Below are 16,196 nucleotides of genomic sequence, written 5' to 3'. Positions count from 1 at the left end.
GCCGCGCTGCCGCCTTCGCCACTGGCCTGCGGCGCCACCGCCGGGGCCGACAGCGCCTGACACCCGCTTCCTGACGCCCGCCCGCGTGCCGCAAACTTAGCCGAAAAGCAAGCAACAGATGGTATGATGCGTCCTTTATTGCTCCACAAGTCACCGAAGCAACGTGCGACTATCTTCCATCAAATTGTCGGGATTTAAGTCTTTCGTCGATCCCACCAATTTCCAGGTGCCTGGGCAGCTGGTTGGCGTGGTCGGTCCGAACGGCTGCGGCAAGTCGAACATCATCGACGCCGTGCGCTGGGTGCTGGGCGAATCGAAAGCGTCGGAGCTGCGCGGCGAGTCGATGCAGGACGTGATCTTCAACGGCTCCACCCACCGCAAGCCCTCGGGGCGGGCCTCGGTCGAACTGGTGTTCGACAACAGCCTTGGCAAGGCCGCAGGCCAGTGGGGCCAGTACGGCGAGATCGCCGTGAAACGCACGCTCACGCGCGACGGCACCTCGACCTATTACATCAACGGCCAGCCGGTGCGCCGGCGCGACATCCAGGACATCTTCCTCGGCACCGGCCTGGGGCCGCGCGCCTATGCCATCATCGGCCAGGGCATGATCGCGCGCATCATCGAATCGCGTCCGGAAGAATTGCGCGTCTTCCTGGAAGAAGCGGCCGGCGTCTCGAAGTACAAGGAACGCCGCCGCGAAACCGAAAACCGTTTATCCGATACCCGGGAAAACCTGCTGCGCGTCGAAGACATCCTGCGCGAACTGAACGCCAACCTCGAGAAACTCGAAGCGCAGGCGGCGGTCGCCAACCGTTTCCACCAGCTGCAAGCGGACCAGGAAGAAAAGCAGAAGCTGCTCTGGCTCTTGCGCAGGAACGAAGCCAAGGCCGAACAGGCGCGCTGGTTCCGCGAGATGGAAGAAGCGCAGAACAGCCTCGAAGCGCAAACCGCGACGCTGCGCAACGTCGAACTCGAACTAGAACACCTGCGCCAGCATCACTTCGCCGTCGGCGACCGCCTGCACACGGCGCAAGGCGCGCTGTACGGGACCAATTCCGAGATCGGCAGCCTGGAAGCGCAGATCAAGTTCGTGATCGAGTCGCGCACCCGTTTGCAGAACCAGCTCGGCACGCTCACCGCCCAGCGCGACGGCTGGCTGGCGCAGGCGCAGGAATACGAAGAACAGATCGAGGAAGCGAGCTACCAGGTCGAGGAACTGGCCGCGCGCGCCGAGGGCGCCCAGATCGCGGTGGAGGCGCAAAGCGATCGCCTGCCCGAACTCGACGCCGCCTGGCGCGACGCCCAGCGCCGCGGCGACGAAGCGCGCGCGCGCATCGGCGAGGTACGCCAGCGCATCGAGCTGGCCGCCGCCCACGGCCGCAACGCCGGCAACATCCTCAGCGGCCTGGCTACCCGGCGCGAACGGCTGCAAGCCGAAAAGAAGACGCTGGCCCCGCCCGACAGCGCGCACCTGGCCAACCTGCGCATGCAGCTCGAGGAAAAGCAGCAGGCGCTGGAAGAGCAGACCCTGCTCCAGGAAGAAGCGTCGGCGCTGCAGGATGCGGCCGAGACCGAACGCCGCGAAGCCCACGCTCAATCCCAGCGCGAGTCGACCACCAATGCGCAACTCGAAGCGCGCCTGTCTGCATTAAAACAGCTGCAGGAGCGCGTGCAAACCCAGGGCAAGGTGGCGCCCTGGCTGAAAAAGCACGAACTCGATACGCTGCCGCGCCTGTGGCAAAAGGTACAGGTCGAGGAGGGCTGGGAGACCGCGCTGGAAGCGGTGCTGCGCGAGCGCGCCGGCGCGCTCGAGCTGTCGAATATCGACTGGGCCAAGGCCTTCGTCGGCGATGCCCCGCCGGCGCGCCTGGCCCTGTATGCGCCATCCCCGAGTGCGCCGGCCGCGATCGAAGTCATGGGCCTGAAATCCTTCGCCAGCCTGCTGAAACTGAACGATCCGGGCCTGCGCGGGGTGCTCAACGACTGGCTGCACCTGGTGTTCACCGCCGAGACGGCGACCGACGCCTTTGCCGAGCGCGCGCGCCTGCCGCAGGGCGGGTCGTTCGTCACGCGCCAGGGCCACGTCATCACCGCGTCGAGCGTGCGCTTCTACGCCGCCGACGCCGAGCAGGACGGCATGCTGGCACGCCAGCACGACATCGACAACATTGGCAAACAGTTGCGCGCCCAGGCCCTGCTGACCGACGAAGCGCGCACCCGCGCCACCCGCGCCGACGCGGCCGTCACCGAACTCACGCGCCGGCTGCAGGATGCGCGCGCGCGCATCGCCACGCTGCAGCGCGAAACCCATGCGCTGCAGATCGAGGTCGTGCGCCAGAACGAAGTCGAGTCGCGCTTCAACCAGCGCAGCAGCCAGATCGACGTCGACCTGGCCGAGATCGCGGCCCAGGAAGAAGAGCAGCGCATGGTCCAGCAGGAGGCCGAACAGCAGTTCGAGCAGCTGGACATGGAACTGGCCGAACTGCAGGGCGGCTTCGAGGATGGACAGACCCTGTTCCTGCAGCGCGAAGCGGCGCTGGCCGAGGCGCGCGACAAGCTGCGCGAACTCGAGCGCGGCGCCCAGGAAGCGCTGTTCGCCGAGAAGACAGGCCGCGCGCGCATCGAGGAACTGCGCCGCAGCATCGCCACCGCCCAGCAGCAGGCGGCGCAGGTGGCGGCGGCGCTGGCCGGCGGCCAGTCCGAACTGGCGGCGCTGGAGTCCGGCAGTGCCCACGAAGGCTTGCAGGACTTGCTGGAGCGGCGCACGGCGCAGGAAAAGGCGCTGTCCGATGCGCGCCATGAACTCGACCAGGTGGCGCAGCAGCTGCGCCATGCCGAAGAGTCGCGCATGGGTTCCGAGCGCAGCCTGCAGCCGCAGCGCGACCGCATCACCGAGATGCAGCTGAAGGAACAGGCCGCGCGCCTGAACCAGGAACAGTTCGCCGAAGCCCTGGCCGCCACCGGCGCCGACGAGGCGGCGCTGGCGACCAAGCTCGACCCGGACCTGAAACCGCAGTACCTGCAGGGCGAGGTCACGCGCCTGACGAATGCGATCGCCGCGCTGGGCGCGGTCAACCTGGCCGCGGTCGAGGAACTGGCGACCGCGTCCGAACGCAAGCGCTTCCTCGACGCGCAGAACGCCGACCTGAACGAAGCCATCGCCACGCTCGAAGACGCAATCCGCCGCATCGACAAGGAAACGCGCGAGCTGCTACAGGACACCTTCGAGCGCGTGAATACGCATTTCTCGGAACTGTTCCCGATCCTGTTCGGCGGCGGCCAGGCGCGGCTGGTGATGACCGGCGACGAGATCCTCGACGCCGGCGTGCAGGTGATGGCGCAGCCGCCGGGCAAGAAGAACGCCACCATCCACCTGCTGTCGGGCGGAGAGAAGGCCTTGACCGCGACGGCGCTGGTATTCTCGATGTTCCGCCTGAACCCGGCGCCGTTCTGCCTGCTCGACGAGGTCGACGCGCCGCTGGACGACGCCAATACCGAGCGCTTTTGCCGCATGGTCAAGCGCATGTCCGAACATACCCAATTCCTTTTCATCAGCCACAATAAGATAGCGATGGAAATGGCCAATCAACTGATCGGTGTGACGATGCAGGAGCAGGGCGTATCGCGCATCGTTGCGGTGGACATGGAGTCCGCCGCCAACTTCGCACAAGAGGCACAAGCAGCATGACAGACCTTCAAATGAGCCTGATCGCGGCGGGCGGCGTCTTCGTCGTCGGCGTCATCTCCTATAACAAGTGGCAGGAGCACAAGGCGCGTAAAAGCGTCGAGCGCGCCTTTGCCTCCGACCATGACGACGTGCTGATGCGTCCCGACGGCACACCCGCTGAGCGCAGCGAACCGGTGCTCGACATCGGCGCGACGCCGCCGCTCGGGCCGGTCGAGCCGGGCTTCGGCACGGGAGCGCCCGCCGCCGGTGCGCCGGCCGCGGGTGCGCCCGCCACCGGTGCAACCGTTGCCGGCGCTGCCGGGGCTGCCACTGGCGGCGACGCGGATGCGCCGGCCGCGCTGGCGCCGGCCGGTCCCCAGGCCCCCGCCGACACCGAGCCGAGCGAACTGGCCGAGAACCTGGTCGACCCGCTGATCGACTGCATGATTCCGCTGGCGCTCGAGGGCGCGACGCGCGGCGACAGGATCCTGCCGGCGCTGCAGAAACTGCGCCGCGTCGGCAACAAGCCGATCCACTACATCGGCCAGGCCGAGGGCGGCGCGTGGGCGCCGATCACCCATGGCGGCGTCTATACCAAGCTGCAGGCCGGCGTGCAGATGGCCACGCGCACGACGGCGCTGAACGAACTCGAATACTCGGAACTGGTCACGCGTCTGCGCGCGGTGGCCGACGAAATCGGCGCCGAGCCGGAAGTGCCGGACATGATCGAGGTGATGAGCGAAGCGCGTACCCTGCACAAGTTCGTCGCCGGCCACGACGCGCAGTTGGGCGTCAACCTGAAATCGAACGGCGCGCCATGGGCGATGTCGACCCTGATCGGCGCACTCGAAAACGCCGGCTTCGACGTCGGTCCGAGCGGACGCTTCGCCATGCCCGACGGCGCCGGCGGCGAGCTGTTCACGCTCTCGACCAACGTCACCCTGGGCGCCGATACCACCGACCGCCTGACCCTGCTGCTCGACGTGCCCTGCGTGGCCCCGAGCCGCGACGGCTTCGGCGCCATGGTGAAATGCGCCAAGGACCTGATGCTGCGCCTGGACGCCTTGATGGTCGACGACTTCGAGCAGCCGCTGCTCGATTCGACCCTGGCCGAGATCGCCGAGCAGGTCAAGGAGTTCTATACCGAGATGGAAGCGGCCGACATCCCGGCCGGTTCGACCCGCGCGCTGCGCCTGTTCAGCTGAGGCCTGGATGAGTGAACAAGCAGATGATCTGGCCCGCATGCAGGCGCTGGTCGAGGAACTGAACCGCCACATCTACAACTACCACGTACTCGACGCGCCGACGATTCCCGACGCCGAGTACGACAGCATGTTCCGCGAACTGCAGGCGCTGGAAGCGGCGCACCCGGAAGCGGTGACGCCCGACACCCCGACCTCGCGCGTGGGCGCCGCGCCCATCCCCGAGTTCAAACAGGTGACCCATGCGGTGCCGATGCTGTCGCTGAACAACGGCTTCCAGGATGAAGACGTCGACAATTTCGACCGCCGCGTGCGCGACGGCCTCGACCTGAGCGCCAACGGCGAAGTCGCGTATGCGGCCGAACTGAAATTCGATGGCCTGGCGATGAGCCTGCGCTACGAGAACGGCGTCTTCGTGCAGGCTGCCACCCGCGGCGACGGCTATACCGGCGAAGACGTGACGGCGAATATCCGCACCGTGCGCGTGATTCCGCTGCGTTTACATGGGGAGAACATTCCCGCCGTGCTGGAAGTGCGCGGCGAAGTGCTGATGTTCAAGGACGACTTCGCGAAACTGAACGGGCGCCAGCGCGACGCCGGCCAGAAGGAATTCGCCAATCCCCGTAACGCCGCCGCCGGCAGCCTGCGCCAGCTCGACGCCCGCATCACGGCCCAGCGCAAGCTGCGCTTCTTCGCTTACGGCATCGGCCTGCTGGAAGGCGCCGAGATGCCGGAATCGCATTCGAAGGTGCTCGACTGGTTCGACCGCCTCGGCCTGCCGGTGTCGAAGGAGCGTGCGGTCGTCACCGGCCGCGACGGCTTGCTCGGCTATTACCGCGATATAGGAGAAAAGCGCGGCTCGCTACCTTACGAAATTGATGGTGTGGTGTATAAAGTCGACCGCCTCACCGACCAGCGCGCGCTCGGCTTCGTGTCGCGCGCGCCGCGCTTCGCGCTGGCCCATAAATTCCCCGCCGAAGAGGCGCTGACCGTGGTGTCGGCCATCGACGTGCAGGTCGGACGCACCGGCGCCATCACGCCGGTGGCGCGCCTGGTGCCGGTGTCGGTGGGCGGCGTGACCGTCACCAACGCCACCTTGCACAACGAAGACGAAGTGCGGCGCAAGGACGTGCGCGTGGGCGACACCGTGGTCGTGCGCCGCGCCGGCGACGTGATCCCGGAAGTGCTGTCGGTGGTGCTGGAACGGCGCCCGACGCCGGAGCCGCTGGTCTACACGCTGCCGGCGACCTGCCCGGTCTGCGGCTCGCACGTGGTGCGCGAAGAAGGCGAATCGGTGGCGCGCTGTTCGGGCGGCCTGTCGTGCGCGGCCCAGCGCAAGGAAGCGATCCGCCATTTCGCCGGCCGCCGCATGATGGACATCGAAGGCCTGGGCGACCGCTACATCGACAGCCTGGTCGAGTGCAGCCTGATTCACGGCGTGGCCGACCTGTACACGCTGACGCTGGACGACCTGCTCAGGATGAAGCGCCTCGCCGACGAACGTGACGCAGGGGAAAACAACGCGACCCCGGAGACGGTCAAGGGCGGCAAGGTGCCGACCAAATGGGCCGACAACCTCCTGAATGCGATCGCCGCCAGCCGGCAGCCGCCGCTGGAACGCCTGCTGTTCGCGCTCGGCATCCGCCACGTCGGCGAATCGACCGCCAAGACCCTGGCCGACTGGCTCGGCAGCCTGGCGCTGGTGCGGCGTGCCCCCGCAGCCTTGCTGCGCGTGCTGCCCGACATCGGCGGCACCGTGGCCGAGTCGATTGCCGACTTCTTCGCCGAGCCGAAGAACCAGGCCGCGCTCGACGCGCTGTTGGCCACCGGCGTCGCGCCCCAGGGCGAACACGCGCCCAAGGCCGCGCTGCGCGAACGCCTGGACGAGGTGGCGCTGCTGGCCGCGCTCGGCATCCCGAAACTGACCGAACCGCGCGCGCGCCAGCTGCTGGCCGGGCGCACGCTCGATGACCTGGCGCACCTGAAAGTGTTCAGCGTGTTCGGCTTGCCCGACACGGTCGTCGCCGCGCTCGAGGCCTGGATGGCGGTGCCCGGCAATCGCGAGGACTTGACGCTGCTCGCGAACCTGCGCGCCGAACTGCTGTCCCAGTTGCCACAGGAAGCCGAAGCCGAGGAGGGCGCGCTGAGCGGGCAGACGTTCGTCCTGACCGGCACGCTGCCGACCATGTCGCGCGATGCGGCGGGCGAGTTGATCGAGGCGGCCGGCGGCAAGGTGTCCGGTTCGGTATCGAAGAAAACCTCCTACGTGGTGGCTGGCGCCGATGCCGGCAGCAAGCTGGCCAAGGCCGAGTCGCTCGGCGTGACCGTGCTCGACGAAGCCGGCCTGCTGGCCCTGCTGGCCGCAGCGCGGTCATGACGAATCCCGAAACCCAGAGAACACAAGATGAATAAAATTCGCAAGGCCGTCTTTCCGGTCGCTGGCCTCGGCAGCCGCTTCCTCCCCGCCACCAAGGCGCAGCCGAAGGAGATGCTGCCGATCGTCGACAAGCCGCTGATCCAGTACGCGGTCGAGGAAGCGGTCGCCGCCGGCATCACCGAAATGATCTTCATCACCGGCCGCAACAAGCGCGCCATCGAAGACCATTTCGACAAGGCCTACGAGCTCGAGGCCGAGCTGGAAGCGGCCAACAAGCAGGCGCTGCTCGAACTGGTGCGCGGGGTCATTCCGAAGAACGTCACCTGCATCTACATCCGCCAGTCGGCGCCGCTGGGCCTGGGCCATGCGGTGCTGTGCGCGCGCCCGGTGGTCGGCAACGAGCCCTTCGCCGTGCTGCTGGCCGACGACTTCATGGACACCGACCCCGGCACCGCGCCGGTGCTGGCCCAGATGACCGAAGTCTACGGCTACGAGAAATGCAGCGTGCTGGCGGTGCAGGAAGTCGCGCGCGAGCACACGCGCCAGTACGGCATCGTCAAGGCCGCGCCTTACCGCGATACTCTGGAGCTGGTGTCGAACATCGTCGAAAAACCGCTGCCGGAAGAAGCGCCGTCGACATCGGCTGTCGTCGGACGCTATATTCTCACTGGCGCCATCTTCGACCACCTGGAAAACCTCGGCACCGGCGCCGGCGGCGAGATCCAGCTCACCGACGGCATCGCCGCCCTGATGCAGGCCGAGCGCGTGCTGGCGTACCGCTACGCCGGACGGCGCTACGATTGCGGTTCGAAACTGGGCTACCTGCAGGCGACCGCCGCGATGGGCCTGAAGCACCCGGAAACGGCGGCCGGCTTCCAGGCCTTCCTGGCAGGGCTGGCAAAGGAGAAGGGCTATGGCAATACGTGAAATCCTCAAGATGGGCGACCCGCGCCTGTTGCGCGTGGCCGAACCGGTGCGCGAATTCGGCACGCCGCAGCTGGAGGCGCTGATCGCCGACATGTTCGACACCATGCACGCCGCCAACGGCGCCGGCCTGGCCGCGCCGCAGATCGGCGTCAACCTGCAGCTGGTGATCTTCGGCTTCGCGCATAACGCGCGCTATCCGGACGCGCCCCAGGTGCCGGAAACAGTGCTGCTCAACCCCGTGCTGATGCCCCTGTCGGACGAGATCGAAGAGGGCTTCGAAGGCTGCCTGTCGGTACCCGGCCTGCGCGGCAGCGTCCCGCGCTTCACGCGCCTGCGCTACGAGGGCGTCGACCAGTACGGCAAGCCGATCCGGGTCGAGGCCGAGGGCTTCCACGCCCGCGTCGTCCAGCACGAGGTCGACCACCTGCTCGGCATCCTGTACCCGATGCGCATCACCGATTTTTCGCGCTTCGGGTTTACCGAAGTGATGTTCCCGGACCTCGATCCGAACGCCGACGATTGATCGGTCTGTTCGCCGCCCGGAACCGTGAGGCAACGTAGGGCGGGCATGCCCGCGTCGATAGGCACCGGCTCCGCTGTCGTGCCCGACGATCTCGCCACCACGTATCAGGCGGGCATGCCCGCCCTACGGTACTCAGCGGCCAACGTGTCTGTTCGCAGCCCGGAACGTTGAGGTAACGTAGGGCGGCCAACGTGTCTGTTCGCCGCCCGGAACCTTGAGGCAACGTAGGGCGGGCATGCCCGCGTGGATACGTAATGGCTCCGATGTCGTGCCCGACGATCTCGCCGCCACGTATCACGCGGGCATCCCGCCCTACGTCGATCACGTTCAATCGCGCGGATACGGACTCTTCCCACCTTCGGCAATGAACGCATCGATCCGCGCCGCCAGCACCGGCAGCGGCACCGACCCCAGCTGCAGCACGGTGTCGTGGAACGCGCGGATGTCGAAGCGCGACCCGAGCGCCTTTTCGGCTTTCGCGCGCGCCTCCATGATCGCCATCTGCCCCAGGTAATACGACAGTGCCTGGCCCGGCCACGAGATGTAGCGGTCGACTTCGGTCGTCACTTCGTGGCTTGACAAGGCCGTGTTCTCGCGCAGGTAGGCCTGCGCCTGCTCGCGCGTCCAGCCCATGGCGTGGATGCCGGTGTCGACCACCAGGCGGGCCGCGCGCCAGGCCTGGTAGCTGAGCATGCCGAATTCCTCGTACGGCGTTTCATAGATGCCCATTTCGGTGCCGAGGCGCTCGGTGTAGAGCGCCCAGCCTTCGCCGAAGGCCGAGATGTAGGCGCGGCGGAACGGCGCCACGCCCTTCTGTTCGAGCGCGATCGGCATCTGGAAGGCGTGGCCCGGGGCCGACTCGTGCAGGGTCAGCGCCGGCAGGCTGTAGAGGGCGCGCGCCGGCAGGTTCCAGGTGTTGACCAGGTAGACGCCGGGCCCGCCGCGCCCGGCCGTGTAGTAGGGCGCCTGGTCGGGCGGCACCGGGCGGATCGCGAAGCGCTGGCGCGGCAGGTAGCCGAAATACTGGCCGGCCCTGGCGTCGAATTTCTTGGCGATCCAGGCCGCGCGCATCAGCAGTTCGTCGGGCGTCTTCGCATAGAACTGCGGATCGGTGCGCAAGAAACGCAAGAAGGCGGGCAGGTCGCCTTGAAAACCCGCCTTGGCGATGGTCGCCATCATCTCGGCGCGGATCTTGGCCATCTCGGCCAGGCCGATGCGGTGGATCTCGTCCGCGCGCAGGGTGGTGGTGGTGAACTCGACGATCTTCGACTGGTAATAGGCGGCGCCGTCGGGCAGGCTGTGCGCGGCCAGCGCGGTGCGCGCGTTGGGAATGTATTCGTTGCGCACGAAGGCGAGCACGCGCGCATACGCCGGCTGCACGTGGGTGCGGATCGCGCTGACGGCCTGGGCGCGCAGGGCCGCCTGTTCGGCGGCGGGAATCGCCGCCGGCATCGTCTTGAAGGGCGTGTAGAACACCGTGTCTTCCGGTTGGGCCTCGGCCACCGACGCCAGCGCCGCGTCGCGCCCCTGCAGGGTCACGCGCGGCGGCGTGAAGCCGCGCGCCAGGCCGGCGCGCATGTTTTCGACCTGCTCGGCGAAATAACGCGGCATCTTGCCGAGGCGCGCCAGGTAGTTGCGGTAATCCTCGAGCCGGGCGAAGGGCTGGCGCGCGCCATAGGTGACGTCGGTCCAGAAGGCGCTGTCGGCATTGACCGGCTGCTCGTATTCGCGAAAGCGCAACGCCTCGACGAAGGCCGCGATCTGAGCCCGGTAGACCTGGTAATCGATACGCTGCGGCGCCGACAGGGCGGCCGGGTCGAGGGCGCCGAGCTGGCGCAGCACGCCTTCCCAGTAGGCCAGGCGCACGGCCTGGGAGGCGGCGTCGACCCGGGCGAAATCGGCGTCGACCTGGCCGCGTTCGGACTCGTCGTCGGCCAGGCCCTGCGCCACGCGCCATTGCCATTCGGCGCGGTGGAGCGCGGCAAAGCGTGCGTCCGCCGCTGCCGCCGCCGCTGTTGCTACCGATAATGCCGCCGGCGCGGGCCGGTCGGCGGCCTGCGCTGCTGCGCACAGCGCCATTCCGGCCGCGCACAGCGCGCCCGCCAGGGTCTGTCTCATCATCTTCCATTCCTCGCCGCGAGTTCAATTCTGCATTATGTCCCGAGGAGCAATGAACGTCAGAAACTTTCTCGGAAAAACAAGAGGCCAGGCGTAGGAGTGGATGCCGTCTTCATGTGAGCTAGTTAAAATTGTTCATTTAACCTTTATAATTGCGCTTCAGCCGGCCACACGGCATCTAAAACTTATAACGAACGACAGCCCGACAGCGAGCATGGAACACACCCAGGGGCAGCGGCCCCGTTCGCCTTCAGAGGCAGATACGACGAGCAAGGATGATGCCGCGGTATTGGTATTGCCCTGGCTGCGCCTGAGCGAGCAGCTCGTGCCCCTGATTGGCGAGAGTGGCTTCTGTGCGCTGTTTGGACGCGCACTGCGCCTGTCGAGCCCGCGTTTCGAAGGGTTGTCGTCCTGCGACAGCGCCCGGCCCGCGGCCGACCTGTTCATGTCCCTGACCAGAACCCTGAACGAGATAGGACCCGGGCAAGCGAGCGCCGCGAATGGCGCCTTGCTCGAGACATTCACCACGCTGCTGGGCACCTTGATCGGCGAAGCGCTAACGAAACAGCTGTTACACGTCGCACAGGTAGGCGGGGACGGGCAGACGCATGGACAGGAGCAGAAGTAAATGAGCGATAAAGTAGCCCTCGGGCTCTTGCAAACCGGTGTACCGGGACTGGACATCCTTCTCGGAGGAGGATTGCCCGAATTCTCGTTCAACCTCGTGGCCGGTCCGCCCGGCAGCGGCAAGACCACGCTCGCGCACCAGATCATGTTCACGCTCGCCACGCCCGAGCGGCGCGCGCTGTTCTTCACGGTGCTGGGTGAACCGCCGCTGAAGATGCTGCGTTACCAGCAGCAGTTTTCCTTCTTCGACGTTAGCAAGGTTGGACCGGCGATCCGCTACGTGAACCTGGGCGAGAGCCTGCGCACCGGTGACTTCAGCGGCGTACTGGAACGCATCATGCTGGAAGTCGAGACGTTTTCGCCCGCGCTGGTGTTCGTCGACTCGTTCCGTTCGGTGGTGCAGACCGCCAAGGCGGGCAACGAGGGCGTGGCCGACCTCCAGTACTTCATCCAGGAACTCGGCACGCGCATGACCAGCTGGCAGGCCACGACCTTCCTGATCGGCGAGTACCTCAATTCCGACCCGGAAGCCAATCCGATCATGACCGTGGCTGACGGCATGCTGTCGCTGACCCAGGTGCACGAGCACAATACCGTGGTGCGCAAGATGCGCGTCATGAAAATGCGTGGCCGCGCTCACCTGTCCGGCTCGCACAATTTCCGCATCACCGACGACGGCCTGCGTGCCTACCCGCGCATCCTGCCGCCGCTGGCCCCCGACCTCCAGCCGGGGGTCGACATCGACCGCGACCCGCGGCGCATCTCGACTGGCGTGACCGGACTCGACGCACTGATGCATGGTGGCATACCGCAAGGGCATACCATGCTGGTTGTCGGTCCGACCGGCTCCGGCAAGACGATCATCGCCACCCGCTTCCTGCAGGAAGGGGAGCGCCTGGGCGAGAAGGGCGTCGCCGTGTATTTCGAGAAGGGCACGCCGCGCCTGCGCAACGCCGAACTGGCGGAGATGGTGCAAAGCGGCGCAGTGTCCGTGGTCGAAAGCCGCCTGCTCGACCTGACGGTGGACGAACTGATCGACGACCTGGGCGCCACCTTGCGACGCACCGGGGCCAAGCGCCTGGTCATCGATTCCCTGTCCGAGCTCACCCTGTACATGGCGCCGGAATTCCATGCCGACCTGCGCCTGGCGGTGTTTCGCCTGCTGACCGTCGTGGCCAAGCACGGCGTGAGCGCCATGGTGACGATCGGCACGGACGATTCATTCACCGAGTTGAGCTTTGGACAGGCAAATATTTCCTACCTGTGCGACGCCGTTCTTGCCTTGCGTTATGCCGAGGTGGACGGCAGGATCGAAAAATTCATGTCGGTGGTAAAAGTGCGCGGCAGTAGCCATAGTACCGACCTGCGCAGCTACCGCATCACCGACGCCGGCCTCGAGGTGGATGAACTCCCCACCGAAGTGGGCGGGGTGCTGGGCGGCGGTGCGGCGCGCAACCTGGCGCCAAGCTGAGGGAGACAGGGAATGTTCGACAACGACGATACGAGTTCGATGCAGCGTTCCCATGACACCCAGGATGCGCGCGTCCAGACGGACGCCTACACCGGCGCGCTGCTGCGCCACATCGGCGGGCTGGAAGACGAAGTGGCGCGCCTGCGCGCGGCCCTGCGGGAGAAGGAAGCGCTCGAGCAAAGCGTGGCCCGCCTGCGCGAGGCGAACGAGCACTTGGTCGTCGCCGCCGTCAGCGCCCAGGGCCTGCGCGACGATGCCGAGGCGACCAACCGGCGCCAGAACGAATTCCTGGCCATGCTGGCGCACGAACTGCGTAATCCCCTGGTACCGATCAGCATGTCGTCGATGATGCTGGAGCGCTCGGCCAACGCCACGCCGCAATTGCTCAATTTCACCAAGGTGATCCGGCGCCAGGTCGACCACATGGCGCACCTGCTCGACGACCTGCTCGACGCCGCCCGCATCAGCAGCGGCAAAATTACCCTGAATCCGGAACCGCTGTCGGTCGTCGCCACCATCGACCAGGCCCTGGAAACCGTACTGCCGCGCATCGTCGAGCGCAGCCAGCACTTCGAACTCGACTTGCCGGCCGACCTGAAGAAGCAAGCGCTGGGGGTGCGCGCCGACCGCGTACGCCTGACCCAGGTGTTGACGAATCTGATCGGCAACGCCTCCAAGTACACCGGCGACGGCGGGCGCATCGTCCTGCAGGTCAGGCTCGAAGGGAATGAGGTCGTCGCCACCGTGATCGACAACGGCACCGGCATCGCGCCCGAGGTGCTGCCGCATATCTTCGACTTGTTCACCCAGGGGCCGCGCTCGCTGGCGCGCTCCGAGGGCGGCCTCGGCGTCGGCCTGAACGTGGTGCGCAACCTGGTCGGCATGCACGGCGGCACCATCACGGCCGACAGCGCTGGCGTCGGCCAGGGCAGCCGCTTCACCCTGCGCCTGCCGGCCTGCGCGCTGCCCGAAGCCGCCCCGCCGCGGGTAGAGCAGCAAGCCCCCGCCGGCGACTGCTGCCGCGTGCTGATCATCGAAGACAATGCCGACGCCTGCGACACCCTGAAGGCCTTCTTCGACATGGAAGGCCACACGGTCAGCATCGCCCACGACGGCCAGGCCGGTCTCGACCTGCTGTTGAACGAGCGTTTCGACGTCGTCGTCTGCGACATCGGCCTGCCCGGCATGGACGGCCTCGAAGTCATGCGCCGCCTGCGCGCCTCGGCGCGCGGCGCCCATCCGGTGACGATCGGCCTGTCCGGCTACGGCCAGGCCGAGGACCGCGCCCGCGCGGCCAGCGCGGGTTTCGATCACTACCTGGTCAAGCCGGTCGATCCCGACGCGCTACTGGCGCTGGTGGCCGCGCGGGTTTAATCACGTGATGGCCAAAACGGCCACGACCTTTTCCAATATCGTTCGCAGCGGTGCACCGTAGGGTGGACTCCGTCCACGCGGTCCGGCGCATGCATGTCGCCTGCCCATTTCTCAACGCGGCTGCCGCGTACTACGGTCCACGTTGCCGTGATGCGATCTATGCACCGCGTGGACGGAGTCCACCCTACGTTACACGACGGTCAACGCAGAGAACAAGAGCGGTGAATATGAAAAAGGGCCGGCGAACCGGCCCTCCATCTACAACACGCGCTTACTGGTGCGCGTGGTGCGTCGCCGTCAGCCTGCGCATCAGCGGCAGCACCGACAGCGCGATCAGGGTGCAGACCACGGCGGCGATGCCGAGCTTGTTGAACAGGCTGGTGTAGATCGGCAGCGTCTGCAGCGGGTCGGTCATGCCTTGCGGGACGCTGGCGTAGTTCGCCACCACGCCACCCAGGTATTGCGAGATGCCGACCGCGACGAAATAGGCGCCCATCATGAAGCCGCCCATGCGCGCCGGCACGTAGCGCGCGACCATCGCCAGGCCCAGGCCCGACACCAGCAGTTCGCCCAGCGAATACAGGCCATAGCCGGCGATCATGATCCACGACGAGGTCAGGCCGTTGACGGCAAAGGCGCCAGCGAAGCCGTAGGTGAAGAAGCCGGCGGCCACCACCGAGAAGCCGAGCGCGAACTTGCCGGCGATCGAGAGGTCGGTGCCGGCGCGGCCGGCGCGGGTGTAGATCCAGGCCAGCACGGGCGAGAGCACCATGATCCAGATCGCGTTCAGGGCCTGGAACTGCGCCGGCGACCAGGTCCACAGGTGGGTGCCCAGCACGTTGAATTCGAGGTCGACGTTACGCAGCGCAAACAGCGACAGCGAGGTGCTCATCTGCTGGTAGAAGATGAAGAAGAACACGGTCTGCAGCGTCAGCACCAGCGCCGCGATCAGGCCGGCGCGCTCGCTCGGCTCGCTCTTGCGGATCAGGTGCACGAAGATGCCCAGCACCACGAAGCCGGCCAGGTAGACGAACATGCGCGCCAGGCTCTGGTATTGCAGGATGACGGCGGAGAGGCCGACCGCGACCACGCCGCCGGCCAGCACCATGGCCAGTTTGCCCTTGTCGAGCGGCAGCTCGTCCGGCAGCGAGCCGACGTGGCGGATGGTGGCGCGCATCATCATCACGGTCAGCAGGCCGACGATCAGGCCGACGCTGCACACGCCGAACGCGACGTGCCAGCCCAATTCATTGCCGTAGGCAGCGTTGATGTGGTCCTTGATGGCGGGTGTGGCCAGCATCGAGAAGGTCGAGCCGACGTTGACGGCCATGTAGTAGATGGTAAAGGCGCTGTCGATTTTCGAATCGTCGCCTTCGTAGATCTTGCGCACCAGGTTGGCGGTGTTCGGCTTGAACAGGCCGTTGCCGACCACGATCACGCCCAGCGCCGAAAACAGGAACCACGAGTTCGCGGTCGGCACCGCCATCAGCATGTAGCCGAGGGTCAGGATCATGGCGCCGAGCACCATGCTGCGGCGCGTGCCGAGGACCTTGTCGCCGATCCAGCCGCCGATGGCCGGCGCGACGTAGATCAGCGCGGCGGCGGCGCCCCAGACCAGGTTGGCGCGGCTGTCGTCGAAGCCCATGCGCTGGACCATGAAGTAGACGATCAGCGCCTGCATGCCGTAATAGCCGAAGCGCTCCCAGAGTTCGATCAGCGCCACCGTCATGAACGAGCGGGTCTGGCTGGTCGGCAGGATTTCCGTTTTCAATTTCTCTCCTTGTTGGATAAATCGTTACCTCCGGCTCATGACCAGCGGCAAGCCGTTGCATGCTACGCCACGACAACGCAAGAAGCAATCCTGACAGTGGCGGCGCAGTCGTGTTCCGTATTTCGCACATGTGCTTGCC

10 protein-coding genes are annotated in these 16,196 nt (G+C 66.7%); 8 read left to right on the top strand and 2 right to left on the bottom strand.

Annotated features, from left to right (window positions below; genetic code table 11):
* The first annotated feature begins 163 nt into the window (after positions 1-163).
* From smc to def, 5 genes are read left to right on the top strand one after another with little or no spacing between them, the layout of a single operon-like run.
* Positions 164-3,688 carry a chromosome segregation protein SMC gene (gene smc / locus IFT60_RS11490; protein ID WP_192052115.1) on the top strand — a complete coding sequence of 1,175 codons (3,525 nt, stop codon included), beginning with the start codon at positions 164-166 and terminating at the stop codon, positions 3,686-3,688.
* A complete protein-coding gene (locus tag IFT60_RS11485) occupies positions 3,685-4,872 on the top strand; it encodes a cell division protein ZipA C-terminal FtsZ-binding domain-containing protein (protein ID WP_192052114.1) in 1,188 nt (395 codons plus the stop codon). The genes smc and IFT60_RS11485 overlap by 4 nt, the downstream gene beginning before the upstream one ends.
* 7 nt (positions 4,873-4,879) lie before the next feature.
* On the top strand, positions 4,880-7,246 hold the full coding sequence (ligA, locus tag IFT60_RS11480; RefSeq protein WP_192052113.1) for an NAD-dependent DNA ligase LigA: 2,367 nt from the start codon (positions 4,880-4,882) through the stop codon (positions 7,244-7,246).
* A 27-nt stretch (positions 7,247-7,273) separates the two neighbouring features.
* The gene (gene galU / locus IFT60_RS11475; protein WP_192052112.1) at positions 7,274-8,173 is read left to right on the top strand and encodes a UTP--glucose-1-phosphate uridylyltransferase GalU; all 900 of its coding nucleotides are present in this window, start codon (positions 7,274-7,276) and stop codon (positions 8,171-8,173) included.
* The gene (def, locus tag IFT60_RS11470; protein WP_192052111.1) at positions 8,160-8,696 is read left to right on the top strand and encodes a peptide deformylase; all 537 of its coding nucleotides are present in this window, start codon (positions 8,160-8,162) and stop codon (positions 8,694-8,696) included. The genes galU and def overlap by 14 nt, the downstream gene beginning before the upstream one ends.
* Positions 8,697-9,023: 327 nt before the next feature.
* Here the strand turns inward: def and IFT60_RS11465 are convergent, their stop codons facing one another.
* A complete protein-coding gene (locus IFT60_RS11465; protein ID WP_229510817.1) occupies positions 9,024-10,817 on the bottom strand; it encodes a DUF885 domain-containing protein in 1,794 nt (597 codons plus the stop codon).
* A 211-nt stretch (positions 10,818-11,028) separates the two neighbouring features.
* Here IFT60_RS11465 and IFT60_RS11460 point away from each other — a divergent pair, with 211 nt between their 5' ends.
* Genes IFT60_RS11460 through IFT60_RS11450 form a run of 3 tightly spaced genes read left to right on the top strand, consistent with a single transcriptional unit; the run spans position 11,029 to position 14,286 of the window.
* Positions 11,029-11,442 (top strand): hypothetical protein, encoded by a 414-nt coding sequence (locus IFT60_RS11460; protein WP_192052110.1) that lies wholly within the window; start codon positions 11,029-11,031, stop codon positions 11,440-11,442.
* Complete coding sequence (locus IFT60_RS11455) at positions 11,443-12,912, top strand: ATPase domain-containing protein (RefSeq protein WP_192052109.1); 1,470 nt, start codon at positions 11,443-11,445, stop codon at positions 12,910-12,912.
* Between the two features lie 12 nt (positions 12,913-12,924).
* Positions 12,925-14,286: a hybrid sensor histidine kinase/response regulator gene (locus tag IFT60_RS11450; RefSeq protein ID WP_192052108.1), complete on the top strand. Its 1,362-nt coding sequence runs from the start codon at positions 12,925-12,927 to the stop codon at positions 14,284-14,286.
* Between the two features lie 271 nt (positions 14,287-14,557).
* On the opposite strand, the gene IFT60_RS11445 is transcribed toward IFT60_RS11450, so the two are convergent.
* Entirely contained in the window at positions 14,558-16,057 is a 1,500-nt protein-coding gene (locus IFT60_RS11445) for a peptide MFS transporter (RefSeq protein WP_267874594.1), read from the bottom strand.
* Between the last annotated feature and the right edge of the window lie 139 nt (positions 16,058-16,196).

Origin of the sequence: Massilia sp. CFBP 13721 (assembly GCF_014842025.1) — a bacterium.
Taxonomy (GTDB): Bacteria; Pseudomonadota; Gammaproteobacteria; order Burkholderiales; family Burkholderiaceae_D; genus Telluria.
The sequence above is the reverse complement of the archived record's forward strand: the minus strand, read 5'-3'. Positions and strand labels throughout refer to the sequence as shown.